The sequence below is a fragment of the Clostridium hominis genome (assembly GCF_014287825.1).
Lineage (GTDB): Bacteria > Bacillota > Clostridia > Clostridiales > Clostridiaceae > Clostridium > Clostridium hominis.
Map to the genome: position 1 here is coordinate 324,822 of NZ_JACOOO010000016.1, position 17,317 is coordinate 342,138.

General features: G+C 30.5%; 13 protein-coding genes. 2 read left to right on the forward strand and 11 right to left on the reverse strand.

Annotation, left to right across the window (positions count from 1 at the left end):
- The first annotated feature begins 373 nt into the window (after positions 1-373).
- Complete coding sequence (gene pflB / locus H8S20_RS09725) at positions 374-2,605, forward strand: formate C-acetyltransferase (protein ID WP_032117472.1); 2,232 nt, start codon at positions 374-376, stop codon at positions 2,603-2,605.
- 51 nt (positions 2,606-2,656) lie between these two features.
- On the opposite strand, the gene H8S20_RS09730 is transcribed toward pflB, so the two are convergent.
- From H8S20_RS09730 to H8S20_RS09750, 5 genes are all read right to left on the reverse strand, one after another.
- Entirely contained in the window at positions 2,657-3,532 is an 876-nt protein-coding gene (locus H8S20_RS09730) for a DegV family protein (protein WP_207725292.1), read from the reverse strand.
- Positions 3,533-3,746: 214 nt separating this feature from the next.
- Positions 3,747-4,565, reverse strand: a complete 819-nt coding sequence (locus tag H8S20_RS09735) for a TPM domain-containing protein (protein ID WP_051986764.1) — start codon at positions 4,563-4,565, stop codon at positions 3,747-3,749.
- Entirely contained in the window at positions 4,562-5,629 is a 1,068-nt protein-coding gene (locus H8S20_RS09740) for a TFIIB-type zinc ribbon-containing protein (RefSeq protein ID WP_032117471.1), read from the reverse strand. The genes H8S20_RS09735 and H8S20_RS09740 overlap by 4 nt, the downstream gene beginning before the upstream one ends.
- Before the next feature lie 150 nt (positions 5,630-5,779).
- On the reverse strand, positions 5,780-6,628 hold the full coding sequence (locus H8S20_RS09745) for a metallophosphoesterase (RefSeq protein WP_042281247.1): 849 nt from the start codon (positions 6,626-6,628) through the stop codon (positions 5,780-5,782).
- A gap of 346 nt (positions 6,629-6,974) precedes the next feature.
- Positions 6,975-7,736, reverse strand: a complete 762-nt coding sequence (locus tag H8S20_RS09750; RefSeq protein WP_032117470.1) for an SDR family NAD(P)-dependent oxidoreductase — start codon at positions 7,734-7,736, stop codon at positions 6,975-6,977.
- Between the two features lie 203 nt (positions 7,737-7,939).
- On the opposite strand from H8S20_RS09750, the gene H8S20_RS09755 reads away from it, so the two are divergent.
- Positions 7,940-8,791 carry a DegV family protein gene (locus H8S20_RS09755; protein WP_032117469.1) on the forward strand — a complete coding sequence of 284 codons (852 nt, stop codon included), beginning with the start codon at positions 7,940-7,942 and terminating at the stop codon, positions 8,789-8,791.
- Positions 8,792-9,039: 248 nt separating this feature from the next.
- Here the strand turns inward: H8S20_RS09755 and H8S20_RS09760 are convergent, their stop codons facing one another.
- The 6 genes from H8S20_RS09760 to H8S20_RS09785 form a co-directional block, all read right to left on the reverse strand.
- Positions 9,040-9,648 (reverse strand): HAD family hydrolase, encoded by a 609-nt coding sequence (locus H8S20_RS09760; protein WP_032117468.1) that lies wholly within the window; start codon positions 9,646-9,648, stop codon positions 9,040-9,042.
- A gap of 23 nt (positions 9,649-9,671) precedes the next feature.
- On the reverse strand, positions 9,672-11,333 hold the full coding sequence (locus tag H8S20_RS09765) for an ABC transporter permease (protein WP_032117467.1): 1,662 nt from the start codon (positions 11,331-11,333) through the stop codon (positions 9,672-9,674).
- Positions 11,327-12,406 carry an ABC transporter ATP-binding protein gene (locus H8S20_RS09770; RefSeq protein WP_032117466.1) on the reverse strand — a complete coding sequence of 360 codons (1,080 nt, stop codon included), beginning with the start codon at positions 12,404-12,406 and terminating at the stop codon, positions 11,327-11,329. Before H8S20_RS09770 ends, H8S20_RS09765 begins: the two co-directional genes overlap by 7 nt.
- Before the next feature lie 74 nt (positions 12,407-12,480).
- Positions 12,481-13,569 (reverse strand): ABC transporter substrate-binding protein, encoded by a 1,089-nt coding sequence (locus H8S20_RS09775; protein ID WP_032117465.1) that lies wholly within the window; start codon positions 13,567-13,569, stop codon positions 12,481-12,483.
- A 183-nt stretch (positions 13,570-13,752) separates the two neighbouring features.
- A complete protein-coding gene (locus H8S20_RS09780) occupies positions 13,753-16,338 on the reverse strand; it encodes an ABC transporter permease (RefSeq protein ID WP_186859986.1) in 2,586 nt (861 codons plus the stop codon).
- A gap of 6 nt (positions 16,339-16,344) precedes the next feature.
- The gene (locus tag H8S20_RS09785; RefSeq protein WP_186859987.1) at positions 16,345-17,019 is read right to left on the reverse strand and encodes an ABC transporter ATP-binding protein; all 675 of its coding nucleotides are present in this window, start codon (positions 17,017-17,019) and stop codon (positions 16,345-16,347) included.
- Between the last annotated feature and the right edge of the window lie 298 nt (positions 17,020-17,317).

Below are 17,317 nucleotides of genomic sequence, written 5' to 3' on the forward strand. Positions count from 1 at the left end.
AATACTTTGTTTTCTACTTTCATTATCTTCACCACTCCTTTAAATATTTTTGCTTAATACCATAATACTAAATTAAATTCTACTTGGTAATGATTAAGATGCTCAAAAAATACTACTAATATATTTAATTTTAAATTATTAAAAATTTACTTATAGCATAAATGTACCTTGAAAAATATTGTTATTTTTTTAACAACAAACTGAATATTCAGAATATTTTCCATATTAGAAATATATTTATAATTTAATTACCTATTGAAACGTTCCGCATTTGATGGTAAAATCATTAATGAATTTACTATTAATTAAGAATTATTATTGATATCGTTTTAACAAACTAAATTAATATATTAGAAAATCGGAGGTATAAGCAATGAGACAAGAATGGACAGGCTTTAATAAAGGCCAATGGCAAAAGAGTGTTGATGTAAGAAACTTTATCCAAACTAATTACACTGCTTACGAAGGAGATGACAGTTTCTTAGCTGGTGCTACTGAAGCAACTAAAAAGCTTTGGGATGAAGTTAGTGAACTTTTCAAAAAAGAAAGAGAAAATGGCGGAATATTAGACTTAGATACTGAAACAGTATCAGGAATAAACGAATATAAAGCTGGTTACATAGATCAAGCTTTTGAAAAAATAGTTGGTGTTCAAACTGACGCTCCATTAAAAAGAGCTGTTATGCCTTATGGTGGAATAAGAATGGCAGAAGGTGCTGCTCACTCATACGGATATGAAGTAAGCCCAAAAATCTCTGAAATATTCAGCAAATATAGAAAAACTCATAACCAAGGTGTTTTCGATGCTTATACTACTGAAATGAGATTAGCTAGAAAATCAGGTGTTATTACAGGTCTTCCAGATGCTTACGGTAGAGGAAGAATCATAGGTGACTATAGAAGAGTTGCTCTATACGGGGTGGACAGATTAATCCAAGATAAAGAACAACAAAAATTAAGCTTAGAAGTTAAGACTATAGATGAAGATGTAATAAGATTAAGAGAAGAATTATCTGACCAAATAGTTGCTTTAAAAGAATTAAAAGGATTAGCTGCAACTTACGGATTTGATATATCAGGACCAGCTACTAACGCTAGAGAAGCTATCCAATGGTTATACTTTGGATTCTTAGGTGCTATAAAAGACCAAAACGGTGCTGCTATGTCACTTGGTAGAACTTCTACATTCTTAGATATATATATAGAAAGAGATTTAAGAAACGGTGTTATCACTGAAGAAGAAGCTCAAGAATTAATGGACCACTTCGTAATGAAGTTAAGATTAGTTAAGTTCTTAAGAACTCCAGAATATAATGATTTATTCTCAGGAGATCCAACATGGGTTACTGAATCAATCGGTGGTATGGGATTAGACGGAAGAACTTTAGTTACTAAGAACTCATTCAGAGTACTTAACACACTTTACACTTTAGGGCCATCACCAGAACCAAACTTAACAGTTTTATGGTCAACTAGATTACCTCAAGGATTTAAAAACTTCTGTTCTAAGGTTTCTATTGATACATCATCAGTTCAATACGAAAATGATGATTTAATGGCTCCATACTGGGGAGATGACTATGCTATCGCTTGTTGTGTATCTGCAATGAGAGTTGGTAAGCAAATGCAATTCTTCGGTGCTAGAGTTAACTTAGCTAAGACTTTACTTTACGCTATAAACGGTGGTAAGGATGAAAAATCTGGGGTTCAAGTTGGACCAAAGACTATTCCACTAGACAGCGAATACTTAGATTACAATGAAGTAATGGATAGATTTGAAACAATGACAGACTGGTTAGCTAACCTTTATGTTAATACTTTAAATGTTATTCACTACATGCATGATAAATATTCATACGAAAAATTACAAATGGCTTTACATGATAGAGATGTATTCAGAACAATGGCTTGTGGTATAGCTGGACTTTCAGTTTGCGCTGACTCACTATCTGCTATTAAATACGCTAAAGTTAAGCCTATAAGAAACGAAGCTGGAATAGCTGTAGACTTCGAAGTTGAAGGTGACTTCCCTAAATACGGAAATGATGATGATAGAGTTGACGAAATTGCTGCATGGTTAGTTGAATCTATGATGAACAAGATTAGACAAAACAAAACTTACAGAAATGCTACTCATACTCAATCAGTATTAACTATTACATCAAACGTTGTTTACGGTAAGAAGACTGGTACAACTCCATGTGGAAGAAAAGCTGGAGAACCATTTGCACCAGGAGCTAACCCAATGCACGGAAGAGATAACAGTGGATCACTTGCATCATTAAACTCTGTTGCTAAGATTCCATATGAACATTCTCAAGATGGTGTTTCTAATACATTCTCAATCATTCCTGATGCTTTAGGAAAGACTGCTGAAGGTAGAATTACTAACTTAGGTGCTATGATGGATGGATACTTCTCTCAAGGAGCTCAACACTTAAACGTAAATGTATTTGATAGAGAAACTCTATTAGATGCTATGGAGCACCCAGAAGAATACCCACAATTAACAATCAGAGTATCTGGATATGCTGTTAACTTCATCAAATTAACTAGAGAACAACAATTAGATGTTATAAACAGAACATTCCATAAATCAATGTAATATAAAAAGCCTACTCAAATTTGGGTAGGCTTTCTTTTTATTTTAGAAGCTTTACCATTGTTCGTAAAAATCAAATTTTTTATTAAAGAAAATAACACCTACTCCACCTATTCCTAAATGTGCTCCTAAAACGCACCCTATTTTAGTAATGACACACTTAGCATCTTCTCCAAATCTTTCTTTTATAGCTTTAACAACCTCTTTAGCTATATCTTCATCATCAGCATGACCAATTCCTATTATTTGATCTGTAAAACCATTCATTCTTTCTTCAACTAAATCTAAGAGCATATTTATGGATTTCTTTTTACCTCTAACCTTCTTTATAACCTCTAAATAACCATTGTTAACTTGTAGCATAGGTTTTAAATCTAGCATAGTTCCTAAGGTAGCTTGAACTTTATTTATTCTTCCACCTTTCATAAGCCAATTTAAATCTTCTAATATAAAAAGATGTTCTATACTTCCTACCATTTCATAAGTGTCTTCAATAATTTTTTCAAAACCTACTCCACTTTCTATAAGTTTTAATACCTGCATAGCTATAACACCTATCCCTATAGCCCCTGCTTTAGTATCAACAACCTCTATATTTCTTTCCGGATATTTTTCTTTAAATTCTTCTGCTATTTTTTTAGCTAAATTACAAGTACCTGATAATACTGATGAAAAGGCTAAATATATAAAATCATTACCCTCTTCGCAATTTTTATCAAATATTTCATATATATTCCCTGGTGAAACTTGAGATGTTCTAGGCAATACTCCTTTTCTCATTTCAGCATAAACTTCATCAATTGTTATATTCTCTCTATCTAAATATTCCTTATCATTAATTAATACCCTAAGTGGTAATACTTCAACATCATACTTTTCAAAGATTTCTTCCGGCAAGTCACAAATACTATCAACTATTAACTTAATCATCTTTTCTCCTTAAATTAACTATCTAATTATGATTTTTTCCAACATAATAAGTAATATACATCCATTTCTCCTTAAGTTAAATAAGTATTTCACAAATTAACACAATGTTTAAAATTTGTCCAAAAAAAGTTTACTCAAATAAAAAGAAACTGCCCTAAAGCAGTTTCCTCATTAACCCTTAACCCTTAACTCTTAATTTTAAACTCTTAACTCTCTAAAAGCTTCTACCTCCACCACCATGAGAATTTCCACTACTTGATGTATGCGTAGTACTAGCTCCTCCTGATGAATTATTATTATTTTTAGGAATTTTTCTACTAGTCGTATGTGAAGTTATAAATCTATCACTTCTTTTTGTAAACTTTATAGAACTTCTATCTATATAACTTTCTTCTGCTACTGCCATAGGTTTTCTATAATTAAATATAACAATACCACAAACTACAGAACTAACTACTAATGCAATTAAAATAGACATACCTATTCTTCCAGCAATATCTTCACTTTCTTCTACTCTATTTCCATTTTCATCTACTGTGTATTGATTTGAAGGTACTCCACTTTCTAAAAACCTTTTCGTACTACTTAAAAATACTTCTGAACTTTTAAAGTAATCTCCATCACTTAAATGAGAATACACATCATCTAAAATGCTTTCTATTCTATTATCATTAAAATAATTTATTCCCTTTCCAGATGTAGAAAGATATACTTCTCTATCTTCCATGTTTATAAGCATTAAAATTCCACTATTATCATTCCCTAAACCATAGCCTTCATAATCAAAAAAATCATCTGCATAATCTCTAGAGCTCTTGCCTTCTACATCATCAGTTGTTACTATAACTATATCCATTTCATATTCATTAGATATCTCACTAATACTATTCTCTAAAGAGATAATTTCCTCACTTGAAAATAGTGCTGCTTTATCTACAACCCGCTTTAATTCAGCATTAACCTTTCCAGTTAACGGTATACAAATTATCATTATCATCAACACCATTGATATTCTGCTGACTATCTTTTTCATATTAATGCACCTCCAATAAAAGCTACAATTAGCGTTATAAGAAATACACTAATAAATAACATGGCAACTCTCCCCTTTGATACAGGTAAAGCTCCATACACCTCTCCAGTTTGTCCATTTATAGCAAAAATGTAATTCTTATTATTAAATTGGTATGTTAACATCCATACTGGTAATAATGCATATTTAAAACTTGAATCTTCATACTCATTATTAAAGCTTCTTTCACTTACTATGCTATATCCATTAATTGAATTTCTTAAAACACTATTAACAGATCCATTAACAGTTTTCTTAAGCTCCGGTAAGACATCTTCCTTATTCTTATCATATTTATCAGCTAAAAATCCTGGTAAATATGCCATAGAGAAATCTTTAATTTCATTATAATTAAATGGTTCTATAGCTCTCATAGCATTATCATCAGCTTTTGTTGAGGCATTTTGAGGTACATTATTAAACTTTAATTTTGCTTCTCTATAAACTTCATAAATGTCTGTCTTAGTATATTCATAATCCCCTTGTCTCCAAGTTCTTATCTTTTTCGCTGTGGCATACATACTTCCGTTTACATCACAATCAAAAAGCCAATATGGTATATATATTCCTGTTATTTTTTCTAATTGCTTTGCAGAAGTAAACTCCTTTGGTATAAACCATTTCTTTTTTGACCAACTTAGTAATATTTCTTCTGCTTTTCTTCTATCTATCTTAAATGGAATAACCTTTGATGGTTTAAAATCTCCTGATAATTTATCTGTTAATATTACAGGGCCATGACAATAACAACAAAATGTTGCTGAAGTAGATTTATCAGCTATAACCTGAGCCCCACATCTAGGACATGAATACACCTTTGTGTTTTTATTTATTTCATCCCTTAAGTCATCAGATATACGTTCTTCTTTATATTCATCTCTATTATTGCTTTCTTTTTTTAAGTAATTCTCTAACTCTTCTATAGAAAAAGTACTAAGACAATAATCACACTTTCCCATTTGTGAAGCAGCATCAAAAGTTACATGCGCACCACAGTTAGGACATTTATAAACAGCAGCTCCCATTTATTCACCTCACTAATTAATTATAAATAAATAATAACATCATTTACAGTTTAAGTAAATCAATCTTAATCTTATTAACCCCTATACTTATCTATTATCATTATGAAAAATAAATATGATTTATAATAAAAATCCTAAGAAAATAACATATTATTTTCTTAGGATATCTGCAACTACTATATTCGGTCTATTAAAAAGTCTTAATGGAAATCCACTGTTCCCTAGCCCTCTACTAACAACTAACTTATTTTCTTTTCCATACACCCCTGAATAGTACTTGGGAAATATTCCCTGTCCCGGAGCAAATAATCCACCTATACAAGGTAATATAAATTGCCCTCCATGTGCATGCCCTGAAAACATAATATCAAACTTATATTTACTATAAGAAATATCCTCATTAGCTTCATAATTTTCAGGATAGTGCGAAAGTAAAAGCTTAACTCCGTTCATCTTTTCTAGTCTATTTAATAAATAAATTGATTTATCACTTTCATATTTACTCTTAACCTTTTCATAAAATAACTCTCCATCATCTACTCTTTTTTCTACTAATCCTAGAATATTCACAATGGTAGATTTTATTTTTATTGTCTTTATCTCATTATCTAAAACTGAAATATTATTAACTTTTAATTTATGTATTATTTCATTAAGCTTCTTACATCTCATCTCATTATTTCCTGGAATATAAAATACAGGAATACTACTATTTACTGTTGCTAAGAAATAAACTATATTATCAATTCTCTTCATATTAGAATCTATTAAATCTCCTGTGGCAACAACAATATCAGGTTTTTCATTTAATATTACCTCTAATAATTTACTATTATATTTCCCAAACTCCTTACTATGTAAATCAGAAAGCTGTAAAACTCTAATATTATCATTAGTTTCTAACCCTAAATTAAACCTCGTTATTTGTAATTTGTTATTTTGATAATAACAAAAGCTATATGCAGATAAAGCCATAATTCCAAATGTCAAAAAACTCATAAAATCTTCTCCAATTAATAATTTTAAATATAATTATATCACTTTCTATAATTATATTTTATTAAATATTAATGAAACTTTCTTAATAAACTATGTAAAACAATAAATAATTTGTTCTCTACGCTCACAAGGAGAAATGTATGACCAGGTCATAGATAAATATTCAGCAAGCTGAAGATAAATATGTGGCTAAAGCCACAGAAAGGCATATGCCTACGGTGTCAATCTTATATCTGCCTCAGGCATATTTCTCTTCACCAAAAGTGAATATTGCTCTATCAGAATGACATATTTCTCTTAGAGTTAGCTAACATTTCCCTTGCAGGCTTTAGCGAACAATATTTTTCTATGGTCTTAACCCACTTCCTCCTTGAAGTGTTATTGTTTCTCCAGTCATATACTTCGCATCATCTGATGCTAGGAATACACAAACGCGTCCAATATCTGTTTCTGGATCTGCAAAACGCCCCATTGGTATTCCTTGTATAGTTTTTTCATAAAGATCAGGATAATTCTCCTTCCAAGCTTTTAACCCTTCAGTCATAGCTAATGGGCATACCACATTAACATTTACCCCATATGGCCCCCACTCTGCTGCTGCAACTCTAGACATACCTCTTATACCCTCTTTAGCTGCTGCATAAGAAGATTGACCTAACTTACCAAATAACCCTGCTCCTGACGCAAAGTTAATTACTGAACCTTTAGTTTTTTGTAAGTGTGGAAAAGCTTCCCTCATATAAAAGAAAGTTGCATATAAACCAGACATAATTGCTAAATCAAAATCTTCTTTACTATGATCTGCAAGCATTACACCTGATTTTGAAACTTGAGCATTATTAATAACTGTATCTATTTTCCCAAAGTTCTCTATGGTTTTATCTATAACATTTTTTACTGCATTTTCATCTCCACCATCTGCTACAACAGGTACCACTTTCACCTTATATTCATCTTCCAACTTCTTTTTCGCATTTATAAGCTTAGATTCTGTTCTTCCTGTTAAAACCAAATTAGCTCCCTCTTTAGCAAATGCTACCGCTATCCCAAATCCTATTCCTTGCCCTCCCCCTGTAATAATAACTACTTTACCATCTAACCTCTTCATATTTTCTCCTCCTTATAATTTTCTTCAAAATATCATTACTACTGATTTACTTACCATAAAAAATATTATTTCCTAATACTATTCTTATTACTTGCTAAAAGAAAATATTATTATTTTCTTTTGGTATACAAAATACTTGACAGTATTTTATTTTTAAATTAGAATTATATTAATTTGATAATCAAAGTAACTTGGAGGTTTTTATGAACTTTAATATAATTACAGACTCTACGTCTGATATAACACAAGTAGATGCAAGAGAAAAAAATATACAAGTAGTTCCACTTCGTATACTTTTTGAAGATGGAGAATATCACGATGGAGTTAATATAACTGCAGAAGAATTCTATACTAAATTAGAAACTGCTAAGGTTTTGCCACAAACAAGTCAACCTTCTCCTGAAGATTTTGTTAAGATATTTGAAAGTGCTAAGAGTAAAGACGAGCCTGTTCTTGTAATAACATTATCAAGCTCATTAAGTGGTACTTATCAAAGTGCAACTATAGCTAAAGATATTTGTGAATATGAAAAAGTTTATTTAGTAGATAGCCAAACTGTAACTTTAGGATTAAAAGTTTTAGTTGATTATGCTGTTTCTCTTAGAAATAGTGGTAAATCAATAGAAGAAGTTTTTGAAATCCTTGAAAAAGAAAAACATAACATTCGTATTTTTGCTGCAGTAGATACCTTAGAATACTTAAAGAAAGGCGGAAGACTTTCAAGTACAGCAGCTCTAGCTGGTACATTATTAAATCTTAAACCTATTGTAAAAGTAGAGGGTGGTTCTGTATCTATGGCTGCTAAAGCTAGAGGGACAAACAACTCTTATTCTAAAATAAAAGCATTAGTAGAAGAAGCTGGTGGAATTGATGAATCTAAGCCATATACACTTGGATATACTGGTGCAAAAACTGCTTTAAATCAGTTTATAGGTTTTATAGAAAAGACCTATAAACTTAAAGATTGTCCAATAAGTGCTATAGGCAGTACTGTTGGTGTTCATGCCGGTCCTGGAGCTTGCGGACTAGCATTCTTTATAAAAACAAAAAATTAGTTTTACATCCTCATGTAAATATTAAAAGATGATAGTTGTATTATATTAACTATCATCTTTTTTATAAAATTTACTTTTACTGATTAGAACTCGATTTTTATGTCAAAGATTATAAATGACCATAAACCACTCTAATGTAATATAAATTGCATTACTCAATTGTGTGCCTCATAGGAAATCTTATAGAGATTCCTAGACTAGAAATAAAGAAGATGGATATTTATTATTTAATATCCATCTTCTTTATTTTATATTTTTATGCTGTTCTTCAACATATCCTCTATTAGTTTATCTATATTCTTATTATATACGAAGCCAATCATTCCAGTTTTATTTGCAGCTATAATATTTGCTGGTGAATCATCTATAAAATAACACTCTTCAGGTTTCAATTTAAAATGATGGTAGAATGTTAAAAATATTTCTTTTTCTGGCTTTAATAATTTCCAATCTGCAGAAATAAATTCACCGTCAAAATATCTTAATGCAGGTATGTTAACTTTAAATTGATGATACTTAACACTAGTATTGGATAATAGGTATACCTTATATCCTGCTTTCTTTACCCTCTTAACTAATTCTTCAACTTCTGGATATGGCGGAATATCCTTATGCCAGTTATTAATGAGTTTTTCTACGTCTTCATGAATTCTTTTGGGAATCCTATTACATATAGATTTAATTGCCTCTTCACTTGTCATAACCCCTCTATCCATACTTAGCCATTCTTTTGATCCAAATACCTCTTTAAGTAGTAGATCTCCATCGCCCTTATCCTCTACATATAAGTCAATATATTTCCTGGTATCATAACAAATAAGAACATTTCCCATATCAAATACAATATTTTTTATCACTTAAAATATCCCCCTTGCTAAGTCTATACTACAGACACTTTTCCTTTACTAATCTTTAAGAAAATTAATAGTGAAATTATCGTACTAAATGTTAATATAGATGCTAGTGCTGCTGCAGTACCGTAACTATTTCTAACAACTTCAGTATAAATAGCTACTGAAATAGTGCTTGTCTTTCCTCCATAAAGCATTACGCTTGAAGATAATTCATTTATACATGTAATCCAACTTAAAATTGCACCTGACAATACCCCTGGTGCCATTAACCTAGCAGTTACTGTAAAGAATGTCTTCATAGGCGATACCCCTAGGTTAATTGATGCTTCCTCAACACTCTCATCCATCTGATGCAAAAATGCACTTCCCGAACGGACAGTATATGGTAATTTACGTACAACAAAAGCAATAATCATAATAGCTGCCGTTCCAGTTAATATCAGTGGTTCTTTATTGAAAGCTACAATTAAACTTATACCTAAAACAGCTCCCGGAATTACATATGGGAACATAATTAATAAATCCATCAAATTTGATGTAACACCTTTTTTACGTACAATAATATATGATATAAGCATTCCTATTAAAATAATTATTACTATAGCTATGCTTGAAAAGACAAATGTATTTCTAATATTAGTTCCTAATCTATTAAGTATAGTGATATAACTATTCAAACTAAATCCACCTATAAATCCAGTAAAATCAGTCTTTATAAAACTGCTTATTACCACTACAATTTGAGGTAATATCCCTATAAATGTAACAACAATTACAGGTAGCGTTATCCAAAATCTTTTCCATCCATGTACTTTTATTTCTTCTGGTGGTCTCATCGATGTCATTACATAATTTTTTCTAGAGACATAATATTTTTGTACAAGTAAGACTGCAGTAGAGCATAATACAACTATTACAGATAAAGCACTTGCTAGATATGCATTCCCCCCCATCTCACTCATATACTCGTTATAAACTAATACCGGTAATACGGTATATCCTTCTCCTATTAACATTGGAGTACCAAAGTCAGCAAGACTAGTCATAAATACCATGATAGCTCCAGCTGCTATAGATGGCATAATTACAGGTAGTGTGATCTTCATTAGTCTTTGAAGTTTACTACTTCCAAGATTCTCTGCTGCTTCTTCAAGGCTTGAATCTATACTTCCCATAGCCCCAGAAGTATAAAGATATATATATGGCATAAGCTTAAAGGTAAATACAGTTATAATTCCAATTTTTCCATATATACTTGGTAAAGTTATTCCAAACCAATCGCTAAATAAACTAGTAATTACCCCAGCTCGTCCAAACAAAACTATCCAACTATAGGCTCCAATGAAAGGTGGACTCATTAAACTCATTATAATTAATATGTGTATATACTTCTTCCCCCAAACATTATACCTAGACATTAAATAAGCAATAGGTACTCCAAGTAATAATGTTGTTATTGTTGTAGTTATTGAAATAAATAAACTACGCCCTAAAGTTGAATAATAATATTTCTTAGTAAAAAACTTAACATAGTTTGCTAATGTAAATCCTGGTTCTTTAGCCGAAAAAAAGCTTCTTGATAGAAGGGTAAAAAATGGATATATAAGAAAAGCTGCCATAAAAAGTATTACTATCACTTTTATCCAAAACCAGAAATCTAATTTCACTTTCTTTTTTAACTTTAACATGAAATCAACTCCCCAGCTTCATCAGTATATATACTAATTGCATCTTTATTAAAATTAATCAATACCTTTTCTCCATCTTGATGTACATAATTAGTATCCTTTGTATATTCATTCAATTGAATCGTTTGCCCGTTATCAAGTTCTATTTCATATTCTATAAAATCACCTAAAAAAGTAGAAATAATTATTTTACCTGATATTCCTTCACTATCTGAAAAACTTAACTGTTCTGGTCTAGCTGATAATAAAGCTTTTCCTGAATATGATTTTCTTAATTTTAGTTTTATTGTAAACTCCTTGTTTATTTCTGCTTTTGCCTGTTGCGGGTCATCTCCACTTATATTACATTTTATAAAATTTGATATTCCTATAAATCCTGCAACAAATGTGTTCTCAGGACTTTTATATATTTGCTCTGGTGTTCCTACCTGCATTATATCTCCAGCTTTCATTACTGCAATTCTATCTGAAATAGCTAATGCCTCTTCTTGATCATGAGTTACATAAATAGTTGTTATCCCAAGTCTTCTTTGTAACTTCTTAATTACTGTTCTCATTTGAACCCTTAACTTAGCATCAAGATTTGATAATGGTTCATCCATTAACAATACTCCTGGCTCTATTACAAATGCTCTTGCTAATGCCACCCTTTGTTGTTGCCCTCCTGAAAGTTCATTAGGACGTCTATCTTTTAACTGCCTTATCTGCACTAATTCTAAAGCTTCCTCTACCCTCTTCTTTATTTCACCTTTTGGAACTTTTTTAGCCTTTAATCCATAAGCTACATTTTCTGCTACAGTTAAGTGAGGAAATATTGCGTAGTTTTGAAATACCATCCCAATATCTCTCTTATGAGCTTCCATATTATTAATTACCTTATCATCAAATAATATTTCCCCTCCATTAACAGAGTTAAAACCTGCAATCATACGTAAAAGTGTAGTTTTTCCACATCCAGATGGTCCTAATAGTGTATAAAATTCTCCTGCCTTTATCTCAAGGTTAACACCTTTTAATGCTGTAAAATCCCCATATCTCTTAACAGCATCTTTTATAATTACTCCATGGCTCATTCTCTTTGCCTCCCCTTATAAAAATAGGGTCATTTCAAAGAAATGACCCACATAAGCTACCTTAATACTTATATCTAATCAACCATAATATCATTAAACTTTTCAATTATAGTCTCCTTCTCCTTAGCAGCCCAGTCAAAGTCATAATCAACTAATTTTAATTCACTAAGTTTAGCCATTCCTTCTCCAACCTCAACATCACTACGAACAGGTCTACGTCCCCAATTTTTACTTTGTTCTTCTTGACATTCTTTAGATGTTACGAAATCTATAAATAACTTAGCATTATCTTCATTTGGACAATTTTTAACTAAAGCTACTCCATCTGGAACTGCTGAAGTACCATCACTTGGATATACAAAACCAACACTATCATTATCAGCGTATTTAACAGCTGATTTTTCTATTGTAAGTCCTATATAAAACTCTCCATCAGCAACCATCTTATGACATTTACCAGAAGAGTCAACTATTCTTCCATCTAAATTATCGTATAAATCTTCTACAAAAGCCCATCCCTCTTCTTTTCCACCTTCAGCAAGTAACATAGTACAAAGTTGCGTATATGCTGAACCTGATTTTGATGGTAAACAATAAGCTATTTTACCTTTCCACTCCGGTTTAGTTAAATCAGCCCATGAAGTAGGTGGTTCTAATCCATCTTTAGCTAATAAATCTTTATTATAAAATATAACCATAGGAAGTGGACTTTCTCCTATCCAATATCCATCTGGATCTTTATATGCATCATCTATATATTTATCATTTGCACATACATAAGGTTCAAAGTAATCTTTAAATGCTGCTAAAGAGTCAGCCCCTCCACCCCAAAGTACATCTGCTATTGGATTAGCAGATTCAGCTGCAATACGGTTACAAAGTTCTCCTGTACCGGCTGCAACAACTTCAACTTGCACATTTGGATACTTCTCCATAAATAGATTTACCCCAGCATTAAGCGGTTCAGCATCATGAGGTGAATAAACAACTACAGTTCCTGAAGGTCCCTCTGCTGTTTCTTCTTTATTTTCTATTACAGGTTCTTCAACTTTACTTTCTGTCTTATCATTACCTTTATCATCTTTAGCTGTATCTGAGCTTCCACAGGAAACCAGGCCAAATACCATAGCCGAAGCTAGAAGAATAGACAGTATTTTTTTCATATTTCTTTACCCCTTTAATATAATTTCTCTATGTAACAATTAAATTGCTATATATTATAAATATATTGTTTTATTATCATCTATATTACAGCTATAAACTTTTATTTAATAAATACTTTTGAATAAATTAAAGAAGCTGAGTTTTTATTCTCAGCTTCTTTAATCTATCTCACTACTTTATAACTACTCTGCTATTCTAAGTCTTTCTACTATACTTTCCTTACTTATGAACTTATATCCTATTAATGGAACTATTAACATTAATATAGATATTAAACTAATAGCTATTATTAACGATAGTAGATATATCCCTAAATTAAACCCTCCATATATCGGCATAACCATAGGCGCTGTAAAGCTAGCTATAAAACCTAGAGGAATTATTATTAAACTTGTTAAAAGTATATAATACCCCCCTTCAAACAACAGCATTTTTCTTATCTGATTCATTGTCATACCAATAGATTCAAGCATTGCAAATTCTACCCTTCTTGAAAGTAATGAACTAAGCATTGTATTTGTAACATTTATAATTCCTATTAAGCCTAATATTAAGGCTACTACTCCTCCTACAATTAATAATATAGTTTTCATTTCTTTCATACCATCTATATAATAATTTTTAGAAGTTAACATTAACATAATGTTGCCTGATTCATTTATAATTTTACTTATTTCATTATCAGCCACCACTAAATCAACATTATCTTTTAAGTCAATATCAACACTTTTTATATAATTTTCATATTGAGGGAATAACTCTTTAAATGCGTTCTCTTCTATATTAAATGTATCCATATTGCTAGCAGACCATCCCCCTTGCCTATCTGCTACTACTGCCATAACCTTAAACTCTTTTTTTACTTCCTTAAGATTTCCATTTTCATCTGGAATCATCATTGTAAATGGAAGTATATCTCCAGCCTTTATTACATATGGTTCTCCTACAAAAACATTATAAATCAAATATTCCCCTGACTTAAACTTTTCAGTATCAATCTCACCATCAATCACTTCAAATTTTTCAAGCTCTTTATCTAATCTATCACTTTTTAGAGCTGTTACATTAGCTCTAATTTTATTATCGGCAGGTGCAAACATACTATATCTTATGTTTTGCTTTCCTGATTTTTCTCCTACATCAAATTCTTCTTTGATCTTACCTTCTAAATTCATCTCAATTCCAAAATCAAACATCTCTCCCATAGTACCTGGAGCTATTGCGCTATAATTTCTTCTTACTTCTTTAACAAAATCTAAAGCTTCAATTTTAGATATTAAATCTTCTGTTATTGGATCATATTCTACCTCTCCCCAGAAATGTCCTATTACATTTCCAACAGTAATATCAGCAACCATTTGATTTTCAGCATGCTTCTCAGGATTAATACCCATAGTTGCACTTATTGTAAATATGACCATAATTGCACTTAATGATATTGAAAAAATAGATAATATTACCCTCTTTTTGCTCTTTACTATATTGCTCCAAGCCATCTTATTAAGCTTAGCTCCATTAGTACCTTTTTTATCCTTCTTCTTTGATTTTTCTACATCTGATGATACAAATCTAACTGCTTCAATAGGTGAAACCTTTCCTGCTATTTTCCCTGGTTTATTACAACTTATTAAAACTGTTATAAGCGAAAATAATATTGATAATATAAATATTGCTGGGTTTTTGGATACTACAACTATATTCCCAAAAATAGTGAATGATAATGCTATAGGTAATATTAATACTGCAACACCATATCCTAAAATTAATCCAATTGGTATTCCTATAATTGATAACTTTAAAGCTTGTTTTATTATTATTTTCTTAAGTTGCTTTGAAGTGGTTCCAATTGTCTTTAATAATCCATAAAACTTTATATCCTTTGTAACTGATATATAAAAGATATTATATATAATTAAATATCCTGTAGCTATTACTAAAACTATCGCTAACAATATAGCCATTGTTTGTTGTATAACTGAACTATTCATAGATACCTTTTCACCAGTATCATACTTTGGATGTGATTTAGCTTTGCTTGCTCCAACTCTATCAGCTATTTTTTGTAGTTCTCCTTGAACTGCATCATAGCTTGATGTTGATTTTATATTTTTTAAGTTAACATATGCTGTCTTTGTTCCATCTATCTTAGTTATTTCCTTATTATACTTATCTACAAATTTATTAGATACTAAGGCTCTAGTTCTTCCCATTCCTCTTGTAACTAGTGATTCATAATATCCACAAAGATTAAAATCAATACTTTTAACCTCTTTATTTATTACTATATCTAAAGTAACCTTTTCTCCAACCTTTTTATCTATTTCTAATAAATCTAATACCCATGTTGGCAGTAATATATCTTCAGCTTCCTTTGGAAAAGTTCCCTCTATAGGCACTATTGCCATCATCTCATATGTAGCTTTATCATCAGTTGCTTCTAATACTACTTGTTCTTTTGCTAAAATATTATTTTTTATAACATCTTCACTAGCTAATTGAACAACTCCCATTTTCTTAATATTCTCTATGCTTTTTAATTTAATTTCATCATTTATATTAATATATCCATCAGCATCTACTCCATAGGTACTTACATTCATATAAGCTTTATTAGTATTATAAAATGTAATTCCACCTGCTATAGTTGTAGTTATAAGTAATGTAGTTAATGCTATAGCTAAAATAGCAAATATATTTCTTAATTTATTTACTTTTAAGCTTCTATTACTTATCATCTTTATTATTTCTGCATTATTATTTTGAAGCATTAACTCCTACCCCCTTTTAGCTACTATCTTTCCATCTTCAATTCTTATTATTCTATCAGCCATCTGAGCTATTTGCTCATTATGAGTTATCATAACTATGGTTTGGTTAAATTTCTTACTAGTTACTTTTAATAAACCTAAAACTTCTTGTTCCGTTTTAGAATCAAGATTTCCTGTAGGCTCATCAGCTAATATTATTGAAGGTTTAGTAGCTAAGGACCTAGCTATTGCAACTCTTTGCTGTTGCCCCCCTGATAGCTTATTAGGTAATCTATTTATCTTATCAGTTAAGCCTAATGTTTCTATAATATTGTCTACATATTTTGTATCAACTTTATTTCCATCAAGCTCTATTGGTAAAACTATATTTTCATAAACATTTAATATAGGTACTAAATTATAGCTTTGAAAAACAAAACCTATATTTCTACGTCTGAAAATTGTGAGTTTGTCATTATCCATTGAAAATATATCTTTATTATCTACGATTACCTTTCCTTGTGATGGTCTATCTAACCCACCAAGCATATGAAGTAATGTACTTTTGCCTGATCCTGAAGTTCCTACTATTGCAACAAACTCACCTTTATTTATTTCAAGATTAACATTATCTAATGCTTTTACTAAATTTTCATCTTTCCCATAATACTTTTTTAAACCTTCTGTAATTAATATACTCATTTTTTTAACCTCTCTTCATTAAGTCATTATATATTTCAAAGATTCTTTTAAATATTTACTTTATCTTTCTTACAATATAATGATATCATGAGCACTTCTAACAAAACCTCACAGCTTTGAGATATTCTTATTATTAAATATAACAATTCTGTTATATTCGTATGAAGACAAAATGTTATATTAAATTAAAATATCAATATATATAACATAACAAAGGTAAATAAAAAAATACGTAAGAATAAATCCTACGTATTTTCTATTTCTGTTTAACTATTTATTTTATATTAAACACACTTCT